Here is a 12,567-nt window from a genome sequence, read left to right on the forward strand (position 1 = left end):
GAGCAAGCTCCCTCGCCACGGGATGTCAGTCATCAAGTCTTGTTGCGCTCGATGGCAAACCCTGCCCAGGTCTGGCTCACCGGCATCAGTTCCAGGCTGTTGATGTTGATGTGCGCCGGCGTGTTGAGCACCCAGAAGATGGTATCGGCGATGTCCTGTGGCTGGATCGGCTCGGCCCCGGCGTAAGTCGCGTTGTAGCGCTCCTGATCGCCGCCGAAACGCACCAGGGAGAACTCACTCTCGCACAGGCCTGGCTCGATGTTAGTGACCCGCACACCGGTGCCTTGCAGGTCGCAGCGCAGGTTCAGCGAGAATTGTCTGACGAATGCCTTGCTCGCGCCGTACACGTGGCTGCCCGGGTACGGGTAGTTACCGGCGATGGAGCCCAAATTGATGATCCCGGCCCCACGACCATGGGCGATCAGGCGCGGCAGCAGCAGCCGGGTGCTGTAAAGCAGACCTTTGACGTTGGTATCGACCATGGTGTCCCAGTCATCGAGGTCGCATTTGGGGGCCGGGTCGACGCCCAGGGCCAGGCCGGCATTGTTGATCAGCCCTCGCAGCTTGGCGAAGGACGGCGGCAGATTGGCGATGGCCTCTTCCATGGCCTTGCGATCACGCACATCCAACACCAGGCCATGGACCTCGGTCTGCTTCGACAACTCGGCACACAGGGCATTGAGGCGCTCTTCACGACGACCGGTCAGCACCAGCTTCCAACCAGCCTCGGCAAAACGACGGGCGCAGGCTTCACCAAAACCGGACGTCGCGCCGGTGATAAACAGGGTGTTGGACATCGTGTTCTCCTTGCTAGAGCTTGAAACAACCATTAATGGAAATCGGCCAACAGCATGCCCGGCCTGGTACGGCAGGGGCAAGGCCCCTGGCGCAGGCTTTCGCCTGAACACTGCTCATAAAACAACCAATCTGCCCCAGGCCTTGCGGAACAAGGCTCGCAGCCGGTTGCCCGCACCTTATCCACAGGCGCGTCCACAGTAATCGGGGGCAAGTACAAACAGCGCAGGCCGCTGTGTATAAGGCTTTGCGAGGTTTTTCGGAATTTTTTTTTGCTTGACCGCGCAAGTGACCTTGTGCAGATCAAATCCTCTGCTATAAGCCGACGCCCACAGAGCGATGGCGCCAAGCCAGCAACGACGGCCCTCAGCGCGGTCTTTCCAGAGTTTAGTCACAGACTTATCCACAGGCTTAGCCCCTGGATTTCCAGCCTTGGATAAACCTCATCAAGGGCTTGACAACCACCGCTCACACTTGACCTGAAACGCCTGATCAAAAATTGATCACCCTCGTAGAGGCCACGTATTTAAAGGCTTGCAGCCAGCTACACCCACGTTACCCACAGCCAGTTCCACAGCAAACGGGGACAACTCAAAACCGAGACAAAACAACTGTTTGCGGCGACTTTATGTCGCGGTTTCACAGAGGGCTGGGATTGTTGTCCACAATTCTGGAGCCCCTGCAAAACCCCGGTGAGAGCGAGCTCGCTCCCACCAAGGGACAGTGGTGTTCCGGAGAGAAAAAAACCGGCGATCACTCGCCGGTTTTCTTATTGCTGCAGCCGCCTCAATGCCCGCCCAGATACGCGTTGCGCACCTCTTCGTTGGCGAGCAGTTCCTTGCCGGTGCCGGTCAGGCGGATTTCACCGTTGACCATCACATAGGCCCGGTCCGACAACTTGAGGGCGTGGTTGGCGTTCTGTTCCACCAGGAAGATCGTCATCCCGGTGGATGCCAACTCGCGCAGGGTAGCGAAGATCTGTTTCACCACGATCGGCGCCAAGCCCAGGCTCGGCTCATCGAGCAGCAACAGCTTGGGACGGCTCATCAATGCCCGGGCGATGGCGAGCATTTGCTGCTCGCCGCCGGACATGGTCATGGCCCGCTGGTTGCGCCGCTCCTTGAGCCGGGGAAACAGATCGAACATGCGCTGCATGTCTTCGCCGGCGAACTTGTCGCCGATGGGAATGGTGCCCATCAGCAGGTTTTCCTCGACCGTCATGTCGGGGAATACCCGCCGTCCTTCCGGCGACTGCGCAATGCCATTGGAGGCGATGTAGTGAGACGATTTGTGGGTAATGTCCACACCCTGGTAAAGAATCTGCCCGCCCGCTGCGCGCGGCTGGCCGAAGATCGACATCAGCAGCGTGGACTTGCCGGCACCGTTGGAGCCAATCAGGCTCACGGTCTCGCCTTCGTCAATGTGCATCGAGACTTTCTTCAGGGCCTGGATCGGCCCGTAGAACACGTCCAGCGCCTTGAGCTCGAGGATAGGCCCACTCATACCAGCTCCTCTTCATCGGCACCCAGGTAGGCCGCGATCACCTTCGGATCGTTGCGAATCGCCTCGGGACCGCCTTCGGCGATCACGTTGCCGTGGTCCAGCACCACGATGTGGTCGGAAATGCTCATTACCATGCCCATGTCGTGTTCGATCAGCACCACGGTCAGATCATGCTCGTCGCGTAGCAGCCGGATCATCGCGCTCAGCGCTTCGGTTTCCTGAGGGTTGAGGCCGGCCGCCGGTTCGTCGAGGCAGATGATCTGCGGACGGGTGCACATGGCCCGGGCAATTTCCAGGCGCCGTTGCTGGCCGTAGGAAAGCTCACCCGCCAGGCGGTTGGCACAATCCACCAGGTCCACCACTTCCAGCCAGTAGAAGGCGTGGTCCAGGGCATCGCTTTCGGCCTTGCGGTAGCCCTTGGTGTTGAGGATGCCCGCCACCAGGCTGCGGTTGACCCACATATGCTGGGCCACCAGCAGGTTTTCCAGCACCGACATTTCCTTGAACAGGCGAATGTTCTGAAAGGTACGCGCCAAACCGGCGCGGTTCACCAGGTGGGTGCCGCCAAACATCTTGTAATACAGCCGGCTGGCGAAGGATTTCGGCGACACGAAGTCGGTTGGGCGAAACGCTTCGCCCAACAGCTTGATGACGTTGGTCCGCTCGCCGCGCACGTTGAGTTCGATCTTGCCGCCGGTGGCCTTGTAGAACCCGGTCAGGCAGTTGAACACCGTGGTCTTGCCCGCACCGTTGGGGCCGATCAGGGCGAAGATCGAGTTGCGCTTGACCTGCAGGCTGACGTCGCTGAGGGCCTTGATCCCGCCGAATTGCATCATCAGGTTTTCAACCTGGAGTACGACTTCGCTCATGGCGCGACTCCTTTACGCGGCGTCACACCGGTACGGCTGATGCGAATCAGGCCGCGGGGGCGCCAGATCATCATCAACACCATCAGTATGCCGAACAGTAATACACGGTACTCGGCGAAACCGCGCAGCAGTTCCGGCGCCACGGTCAGCACGAAGGCCGCTATCACCACGCCGATGGTCGAGCCCATGCCGCCCAGCACCACGATGGCGAGGATCAGGGCCGACTCGAAGAAGGTGAACGATGTCGGGTTGACGAAACCTTGGTACGTGGCGAAGAACACGCCGGCCAGGCCGGCCGTCGAAGCGCCAATGGTGAACGCCGAGAGCTTGACCAGTACATGGTTCAGGCCCATCGAGCGGCAGGCGATTTCATCTTCGCGCAAGGCTTCCCAGGCGCGGCCGACCGGCATGCGGGTCAAGCGATGCTTGATGTACAGCACGGCCAGCACGACAAGGAACAACACGGCATAGATGAAGTAGTACTTCACGTCCGGGTTGTAGGCGATGCCGAAAAACTCATGGAAGGGGACGCCGCCATCCTTTGCCCTTTTACCGAACTCCAGACCGAAAAAGGTAGGCAATGGTGCCGGCATACCGTTCGGCCCGCCGGTCAGGCTCAGCCAGTTATTCAGGATCAGCCGGATGATTTCACCGAAACCCAGGGTCACGATCGCCAGGTAGTCGCCATGCAGGCGCAGCACCGGGAAACCGAGGATGCAACCGGCCAGCCCCGCCGTGATAGCCGCCAGGGGCAACACCGTCCAGAACCCCAGCCCCAGGTATTGATAACCGAGCGCCAGGCCATAGGCACCGATGGCGTAGAACGCCACGTAGCCCAGGTCGAGCAAGCCGGCCAGGCCGACCACGATGTTCAAGCCCAGGCCCAGCAGCACGTAGATCAGCCCAAGGATGACCACGCCCAGCAGGTACGAATTGGAAAAAAACGGGAACACCACGGCGATGACGATCACCAGGGGGATGATCCAGCGCAACCGGGTTTTGTAGTCAGGTGGCAGTACATGCACCCCGGAGCCGGTGCTTTCGAAGCCATCAAGAATCTTCAGGCCCTTGGGCGTTTGCAGGAACAGGCCCAGGGCAAAGCGACCGGCCATGACGATGGCGACAATCCATGCCACGCGGGTCGGTTGCAGGTTGAAGCCGTAGCCGTCCAGGACCACGCCGACAATCGGACCGAACACAATGAGGGCCACCAGACCGGCAAGAATCGCGTCAACCAGGCTTCTTTTGATATCAGTGGTTTTTTTAGTGGTTGAAGACATCGCTTACACCTTCGACACAAGAGGACGGCCAAGCAGGCCTTGGGGCCGAAAGACCAGAACGAGAACGAGCAGCGAGAAGCTGAAGACGTCTTTGTAGTCCGAGTTGACCAGGCCCGAGAACAGCGACTCGGAGATCCCGAGAATGATCCCGCCAAGCATCGCGCCAGGCAGTGAGCCGATCCCGCCGAGTACCGCGGCGGTGAATGCCTTGATGCCGATGATGAAGCCGGCATAGAAGTCGAACGTGCCGTAGTTCATGGTGATCAGCACGCCAGCCAGGGCTGCCATCGCTGCACCAATGATGAAGACGTAGGAAATCACCCGGTCGGTGTTGATCCCCAGGATCGAGGCCATCTTGCGGTCTTGCTGGGTCGCGCGGCACATGCGGCCGAGCTTGGTGTACTTGATGACGTAGGTCAGCAGGCCCATCCCAACAAACGCAGCGACAAGGATGAAGACCTTGGTGTAGGTCAGTTGCACGAATCCGCTGCCGACTTCGACGCGCCAGGCGCCTGTCAGCAAGGTCGGAACACCTTGTTGCTTCGCACCCTGGGCGATCTGTGCATAGTTTTGCAGGATCAGCGAAATACCGATGGCGCTGATCAGCGGTGCCAATCGGGTGGAGTTACGCAGGGGTTTGTAGGCGACACGCTCGATGACCCAGCCATACACCGCCGTAACGACGATGGTGAAGACCAGCGTGCCAAGCATCAGCAGGGGAAAGGATTCAATACCGAAGTATGCCAGCAGAGCCAGACTGATCGCCGCGAGGTACGCAGAGATCATGTAAACCTCGCCATGGGCGAAGTTGATCATGCCAATGATGCCATAGACCATTGTGTAGCCGATGGCGATCAGGCCATAGACCGACCCGAGGGTCAGGCCGTTGACCAGTTGCTGCAGGAAAATACCATCCATAACGCAATCTCACGCAGTGAGAACCTGCACACCCGTAAGTGTGCGGTTCTTCTAAGGAAAATACAGATTTACGTCGGAGCAATGTCAGTCAAAACACTACCCCCCTTATGGAAGCTGGCCTGACGCGATAACGGACAGACATTCAACAACGATGTCGCCTGTCAGTCCGCCATCGCGAGCAAGCTCGCTCCCATATGGAATCGGGGGATCTAGCCGATCGCGTTTACTTCTGTTTTTCCAACTGGTGGTATTTGCCGTCCTTGTCCCACTCGTAGACCACGTAGTCGGAGACTTTCAGGTCGCCCTTGCTGTCCCAGGCTTTCTCGCCCATGACGGTCTTGACCGGGTTTTTCTTCAACCAGGCAGCGGCTTCTTCGCCTTTGTTGGACTTGGCCCCGTTGAAGGCCGCAGCCAACGTTTGCACCGACGCGTAGGCATACAGGGTGTAGCCTTCCGGCTCAGTGCCCTTGGCGCGGAACGCATCCACTACGGCCTTGCTGTCTGGCAGCAGGCGCGGGTCGGCACCGAAGGTCATCAGCACGCCGTCGACAAATTGCGGGCCGCCAGCGGTGGTGACCAATTCGTCGGTCACGATGCCGTCGTCGGACATGAACTTGACGTCCTTCAGGCCCTGCTCACGCAGTTGACGAACCAGGGGCCCGGCTTCCGGGTGCAGGCCGCCAAAGTAGACGACATCGGCGCCAGCGCCGCGGATCTTGGTAACAATGGTGCTGAAGTCTTTTTCGCCACGGGTCAGGCCTTCGTACAGCACAGGCGTCACGCCACGCTTGACGAGCTGGGCCTTGGTGGCATCCGCCAGGCCCTGGCCGTAGGTATCCTTGTCGTGCAGCACGACGACTTTCTTACCTTTGAGCACGTCGACGATGTAGTCACCGGCGACGATGCCTTGCTGGTCGTCACGACCGCACATACGAAACATGGCGCTCAAGCCGCGCTCGGTAACCTGTGGGTTGGTAGAACCCGGCGTGATCGCGATGATGCCGGCTTCGTCGTAGATCTCGGAGGCCGGGATGGTCGACGAGGAGCAGAAGTGACCGACAACGCCGGCCACTTTCTGGTTGGTCAGGTCCTTGGCTACCGTAACGGCCTGTTTCGGTTCGCAGGCGTCATCGCCCTTGACCAGCAGGATTTTTTCCCCGTTCACGCCGCCCTTGGCATTGATTTCGTCTGCCGCGGCCTGTGCACCCTTCATGTACTGCTCGCCAAATGCTGCGTTGGCGCCTGTCATGGGACCCGCCACGCCGATCTTGATGTCGGCCTGGGCAAACGCAGAAACACCCAGCGCAGCTGCCACTGCGAGGGCCAGGAAACCTTTCTTGTAAAACGTCTGGGACATGAGGTGGTGCTCCAAGGTTTTTTTAGTTGGCACTGCGACTTCATTTCACTGAGAAGCTGAGAGCAAGGGCCGTGCCATCGGTTTTTCATTCTGAAAAAAGTCGCTGCTTTATTGTTATTTCGACTGTTTCGGGCCCTTTTTCATAGGGCGTGCAACCGTCTAAACCGCGCGAGGTGCAACCTTTTATTCGAATGGGTGAAACCCTCCATGAGCCATCATTGCAACCATCCGACGAAACGGCGTGCAACCACTCTGTAACAACCTGCGTCACCGAACTGCACACTAGCGGTGCGCGACTGCTACAACCCGCACCATAACAGGCTAGACGCTAAGCGGGAAAACGCGGCTTCCGGCAACATTTTTCAACACTCAAATGACGATGCGCAGGCACTGGCCCGCGTGATACAGCGAGAAGCCCGCCTCGTACAGGCAACTGCGCACACCCGCTGCGGCCAATGGCTGCATGGGGGCGAAGGGAATCGGCAGCGCCTTGGCATCACCATGGCACAGGTAATCGGCGAAGGCCTTGCCCACCACGGTACCGGTGGTCACGCCCCGGCCGTTGTAGCCGGTCACGGCCACCAGCCCGGGGGCAGGTTCGAACAGGCGCATCAGGTGATCGGGTGTGAAGGCAATGCACCCTGTCCAGGTGCACTCCCATTCCACCGCCTTGAGGTAGGGGAAATAGTGTTGCTGCACACGGTCCGCCCAAGCCTTGAGGAACCAGCCCGGCTTGCGGTTGCCGTTGCCAAGGCTGCCCAGCAGCAGGCGGCCGTCCTTGTCACGGCGGATGCTGCTCAACACCTGGCGGGTGTCCCATGAACCCTGCCCGCCGGGCAAAATCCGTTGAGCTGCTTCGTCCGTCAGCGGGACGGAGGCGACCTGATAGTAATAGCCAGGGAAAAAGTTGCGCCGCAGCTCGGTCCAGTCGCCCTCGGTATAGGCGTTGGAGGCAATCACCACCTGCTCGGCCAGCACCGACCCGTGGGCGGTCTGGACCGACCAGCGCTGGCCCTGGCGTTCCAGGCGCGTCACAGGCGAGTGATCGAAAAGCTGGCCGCCCAAGTCCTTGGCAGCCTTCGCCAGTCCGCTGGTGTAGGCCATCGGATTGAGGGTGCCGGCGCGTCGGTCAAGCAACGCTGCGGCAATCTTTGGGGTGCCAGTGGCGTCGAAGCAGGCCTGGCCGGTGAGCAATTCCACCGGGGCGCCGCGGCGTTTCCATTGCGCTTCGCGACTGCGCAGGTCCGCCTCGCCACGGGCGTTATGGGCCATGTGCAAGGTGCCTTCGCGGCGCAACTGGCAATCGATGTTGTATTTGTCGACGAGGCTGAACACCAAGGCCGGCGCGGCGCCCAGCATGCGATTGAGCTGGCTGCCCACCGCCTCACCGAACCCCGCCTCGATGTCATCCGGCGGGATCCACAGGCCGGCGTTGACCAGGCCGACGTTGCGTCCCGACCCACCATGCCCGGCCCGATGGGCTTCCAATACTGCAACGCGCTTGCCTTGTTCCAACAAGTGCACCGCCGCCGACAGCCCGGTGAAACCTGCGCCGATGACGCAGACATCTACCGTGATTTCTGCGCTGAGCGAGCTGTTTTCAGGCCTTTGTGGCGTCAGTTTTTCCCACAGACATTCTTCGCGTAACGGCATTGCCAGACTCCGGAAATGAAACCCAACCACTACACATTCAATTGTGGGAGCGGGCTTGCTCGCGAAAGCGGACGGTCAATCAACATTGTTGTCGCCTGATATACCGTTTTCGCGAGCAAGCCCGCTCCCACAGGGGGGTCGCCGCTTGGCTCAAGCCTTAATCAAAGGTGATGCCTTGCGCCAACGGCAATTCCAGCGAGTAGTTCACGGTGTTGGTCTGGCGACGCATGTAGCCGCGCCATGCGTCGGAGCCGGATTCGCGACCGCCGCCGGTTTCTTTCTCACCGCCAAACGCACCGCCGATTTCCGCCCCGCTCGGGCCAATGTTGACGTTGGCGATGCCACAGTCGCTGCCCACCGCCGACATGAACTGCTCGGCCTCGCGCACGTCCGTGGTAAAGATGCAGGACGACAGGCCTTGGGGCACCGAGTTGTTCAGGTGCAGGGCTTCGCTGAAGTCCTTGTAGCCAACCACGTAGAGAATCGGCGCGAAGGTCTCGTGGCGCACGACGTCGCTCTGCTCGGGCATCTCGACGATGGCTGGCGAGACGTAATAGGCATTCGGGAATTGGTCTTCGAGCTGGCGCTTGCCGCCGAATACCCGGCCACCTTCACTCAAGGCCTGCTCCAGCGCGTCCTGCATGTTGTCGAAGCTGTGTTTGTCGATCAGTGGCCCGACCAGATTGCCTTCCAGCGGATGGCCGATGCGCACTTTCGAATAGGCGGCCTTGAGGCGGGTGACGATCTCTTCTTTCACCGATTCATGGGCGATCAGGCGGCGCAGGGTGGTGCAACGCTGGCCGGCAGTGCCGACGGCGCTGAACAGGATGGCGCGCACGGCCATGTCCAGATCCGCGCTTGGCGCAAGGATCATGGCGTTGTTGCCGCCCAGTTCCAGGATGCTGCGGGCGAAACGCGCGGCGACTTTTGGCGCCACCTCACGGCCCATGCGGGTGCTGCCGGTGGCGCTGATCAAGGCCACGCGGGGATCGTCCACCAGCGCCTCGCCGGCGTCGCGACCGCCAATGATCACTTGCGTCAGGTACGGCGGCGCATCGCTGAAATTCTTCAGCACACGGTCGAACAGCGCCTGGCACGCCAGGGCGGTGAGCGGGGTCTTTTCCGACGGTTTCCAGATCACCGAGTTACCGCACACCAAGGCCAGCGTGGTGTTCCAGGCCCAGACCGCCACGGGGAAGTTGAAGGCGCTGATCACCCCGACCACACCCAGCGGATGCCAGGATTCACGCATGTGATGGCCGGGGCGCTCGGAGGCGATGGTCAGGCCGTACAGCTGACGGGACAAGCCCACGGCGAAGTCGCAGATATCGATCATCTCTTGCACTTCACCCAGGCCTTCCTGGGTGATCTTGCCCGCCTCCCATGACACCAACTCACCGAGGTCGGCCTTGTATTCGCGCAACAGGTCGCCAAATTGACGCACCAGCTCACCGCGACGCGGGGCAGGCACTTGGCGCCACAGGTCGAACGCATGCTCGGCACGACTGACCTGCTGTTCCACTTCAGCCGCGCCTTCCCAATTCACGGCGCCGATACGGCTGCCATCGATGGGCGAATGCACCGGTTGTGTGCCGTTCTGGTACAGGGTCGAGTCGACGCCCAGACGATCAAGCAATGCAGCAACCATGGAATTTTCCTCAAACGTAAGACAAGTAGTGGCAGCCGCAAATGTCGGCTGAGCAGACCTGTAGTTGTAGCTGGCCTGAGACTTGCCAACAAACGACCTTTAAGCGAGATATCATTCCGTTTATTCATGCTGGCCATGACCGGATAAGCAGCGCCACAAGAAATAAGGCCTCATCATGCTCAATAAACGCTATTTGCCGTCGATCACGGCGCTGCAATGCTTCGAAGCGGTGACCCGCCACCTGAGCTTCACCCGTGCCGCCGAAGAGCTGAACCTGACCCAGAGTGCCGTCAGCAAGCAGGTCGCGCAATTGGAGGAACTGCTGCAGCACTTATTGTTCCGGCGCGTACGTCGACGCTTGCAACTGACACCGGCCGGGGATTTGTACCTGGGGGAAGTGCGAAAAATTCTTTCCCAGGTGGAGATGTCTACCCATTACCTGCGTTCCTACGGCGGCGACACCGAAGTCCTGCGCGTTTCCACACCTCCGACGTTCGGCGCCCGCTGGCTGGTCCCACGCTTGAAGGGGTGGCGTTTGCGCCACCCCACGATTCACCTGGATCTGTGCAGTGAGCAAGAGGCCGATGACTTGGTGCAGGGGCGCAGCGACCTGGCGTTTTACTTCGGCCACGGCTCACGGCCCGGCACCGAATCCCTGAAGCTGTTCGGCGAAGAGCTGGTGCCGGTCTGCGCACCCGGCAGCCTGCCGGAACACCCCTTCACCGACCCGACCCAACTGGCCGAACTGGTGCTGCTGCAAAACGCATCGCGTCCCCAGGCCTGGCACGACTGGTTCGACAGCCAGGGCTACCACACCGAACACAGCTACCACGGGCCGCGCTTCGAAACGTTCTATATGTGCATCCGAGCCGCCCAGGTCGGCTGCGGCGTTGCCTTGCTCCCGCGCTTCCTGGTGGAAGAAGAACTGGCCGACGGCAAGCTCATCATTCCCTGGGCCCATGCGATGCCCAGCACCAGCGCCTATTACCTGGCCTACCCGGAACATTCGGCGGAAGTGCCCAAGGTCCGGCTGTTCGTGGAATGGATGCTAGAGCAGGTCGAGAACCCGGATACGCTGTAATAGCAACTGCCCACCCTGTGGCGAGGGAGCTTGCTCCCGCTCGGTTGCGCAGCAACCGCTCAAGTACCTGGGGCCGCAGCGCGACCCAGCGGGAGCAAGCTCCCTCGCCACAACGGCCTTCGGACGTTAAAAAATCACTGGCAATACCCACCCAGGTTATGCGCCACTAACCCCTTCACCCCAAACCGCTGTACGCCGCTGCCCAGCACAGCGGCCTGCCTGGAGATTCCCGCCATGAGCGAGAGTGTATTTGCCGATCGTATCGTGCAGAACCTGCTCGACACCGACTTCTACAAACTGACGATGATGCAGGCGGTGCTGCACAACTATCCCAACGTTGAAGTCGAGTGGGAATTTCGTTGCCGCAACAGTGAAGACCTGCGCCCGTACCTGGCGGAGATCCGCTTTCAGATCGAACGCCTGGCCGAGCTGAACCTGAGCGCCGACCAATTAAGTTTCCTTGAGCGCATCAGCTTTATGAAGCCGGACTTCCTGCGTTTCCTGGGCCTGTTTCGCTTCAACCTGCGCTACGTCCACACCGGCATCGACAACGGCGAGCTGTTCATCCGCCTGCGTGGGCCCTGGCTACACGTGATTCTGTTCGAAGTACCGCTGCTGGCCATCGTCAGCGAAGTGCGCAATCGCTATCGCTACCGCGAAATTGTCCTGGAACAGGCACGGGAACAGTTGTATCGCAAGTTCGACTGGCTGAGCGCCAACGCCAGCGCCGACGAATTATCCGAACTGCAGGTAGCGGACTTCGGCACCCGCCGTCGGTTTTCCTACCGAGTCCAGGAAGAAGTGGTGAACGTGCTCAAGCACGATTTCCCCGGGCGTTTTGTCGGCACCAGCAACGTGCACCTGTCCCGGGAACTGGACATGAAGCCCCTGGGCACCATGGCCCACGAGTGGATCATGGCTCACCAGCAACTGGGGCCACGACTGATCGATAGCCAGATCGCCGCCCTCGATTGCTGGGTGCGTGAATACCGGGGCCTGCTGGGGATCGCCCTGACCGATTGCATCACCATGGACGCCTTCCTGAAGGACTTCGACCTGTTCTTCGCCAAGCTCTTCGACGGTTTGCGCCATGACTCCGGCGACCCGGTGCTCTGGGCCGAAAAAGCCATCGCCCACTACCACAAGCTCGGCATCGACCCGATGAGCAAGACCCTGGTGTTCTCCGACAGTCTGACATTGCCTAAATGCCTGGAGATTTTTCGGGCATTGCGCGGTCGCATTAATGTCAGCTTCGGTATCGGCACCAACCTGACCTGTGACATACCGGGTGTAGAGCCAATGAGCATCGTGCTTAAAATGATCAGCTGTGACGGGCAACCCGTGGCCAAGATTTCAGACGAGCCCGGCAAGACCCACTGCAAGGATCCGAACTTCGTCGCCTACATGCGACATGTTTTCCAAGTACCTGCCACCCTTTCAGACACATCAAGCAAGGAGTGAAT

General features: G+C 60.2%; 10 protein-coding genes. 2 read left to right on the plus strand and 8 right to left on the minus strand.

All coding sequences use genetic code 11. The features are described from left to right. Positions 1 to 32 precede the first annotated feature (32 nt). From PFLQ2_RS02910 to amaB, 8 genes are all read right to left on the minus strand, one after another. Positions 33 to 797: an SDR family oxidoreductase gene (locus tag PFLQ2_RS02910; RefSeq protein ID WP_003186346.1), complete on the minus strand. Its 765-nt coding sequence runs from the start codon at positions 795 to 797 to the stop codon at positions 33 to 35. A gap of 784 nt (positions 798 to 1,581) precedes the next feature. Next, positions 1,582 to 2,298: an ABC transporter ATP-binding protein gene (locus tag PFLQ2_RS02905; protein ID WP_003186348.1), complete on the minus strand. Its 717-nt coding sequence runs from the start codon at positions 2,296 to 2,298 to the stop codon at positions 1,582 to 1,584. Next, positions 2,295 to 3,167, minus strand: a complete 873-nt coding sequence (locus PFLQ2_RS02900; RefSeq protein ID WP_003186350.1) for an ABC transporter ATP-binding protein — start codon at positions 3,165 to 3,167, stop codon at positions 2,295 to 2,297. The genes PFLQ2_RS02905 and PFLQ2_RS02900 overlap by 4 nt, the downstream gene beginning before the upstream one ends. Continuing rightward, a complete protein-coding gene (gene livM, locus PFLQ2_RS02895; RefSeq protein WP_003186352.1) occupies positions 3,164 to 4,447 on the minus strand; it encodes a high-affinity branched-chain amino acid ABC transporter permease LivM in 1,284 nt (427 codons plus the stop codon). The genes PFLQ2_RS02900 and livM overlap by 4 nt, the downstream gene beginning before the upstream one ends. A 3-nt stretch (positions 4,448 to 4,450) precedes the next feature. Continuing rightward, positions 4,451 to 5,365, minus strand: a complete 915-nt coding sequence (locus PFLQ2_RS02890; RefSeq protein ID WP_003186354.1) for an ABC transporter permease subunit — start codon at positions 5,363 to 5,365, stop codon at positions 4,451 to 4,453. 223 nt (positions 5,366 to 5,588) lie between these two features. Beyond that, positions 5,589 to 6,722, minus strand: coding sequence for a branched-chain amino acid ABC transporter substrate-binding protein (locus PFLQ2_RS02885; protein ID WP_003186356.1), 1,134 nt, complete (start codon positions 6,720 to 6,722; stop codon positions 5,589 to 5,591). A 369-nt stretch (positions 6,723 to 7,091) separates the two neighbouring features. Beyond that, positions 7,092 to 8,375 (minus strand): L-pipecolate oxidase, encoded by a 1,284-nt coding sequence (gene amaA, locus PFLQ2_RS02880; RefSeq protein WP_003186358.1) that lies wholly within the window; start codon positions 8,373 to 8,375, stop codon positions 7,092 to 7,094. Between the two features lie 157 nt (positions 8,376 to 8,532). Next, the gene (gene amaB, locus PFLQ2_RS02875; protein WP_003186360.1) at positions 8,533 to 10,023 is read right to left on the minus strand and encodes an L-piperidine-6-carboxylate dehydrogenase; all 1,491 of its coding nucleotides are present in this window, start codon (positions 10,021 to 10,023) and stop codon (positions 8,533 to 8,535) included. 175 nt (positions 10,024 to 10,198) lie between these two features. Here amaB and PFLQ2_RS02870 point away from each other — a divergent pair, with 175 nt between their 5' ends. Next, positions 10,199 to 11,104 (plus strand): LysR family transcriptional regulator, encoded by a 906-nt coding sequence (locus PFLQ2_RS02870; RefSeq protein WP_003186362.1) that lies wholly within the window; start codon positions 10,199 to 10,201, stop codon positions 11,102 to 11,104. Positions 11,105 to 11,338: 234 nt separating this feature from the next. Continuing rightward, positions 11,339 to 12,565: a nicotinate phosphoribosyltransferase gene (gene pncB / locus PFLQ2_RS02865; protein WP_003186363.1), complete on the plus strand. Its 1,227-nt coding sequence runs from the start codon at positions 11,339 to 11,341 to the stop codon at positions 12,563 to 12,565. The last annotated feature ends 2 nt before the right edge of the window (positions 12,566 to 12,567 follow it).

It is taken from the genome of Pseudomonas fluorescens Q2-87, assembly GCF_000281895.1.
Classification (GTDB): Bacteria; Pseudomonadota; Gammaproteobacteria; order Pseudomonadales; family Pseudomonadaceae; genus Aquipseudomonas; species Aquipseudomonas fluorescens_S.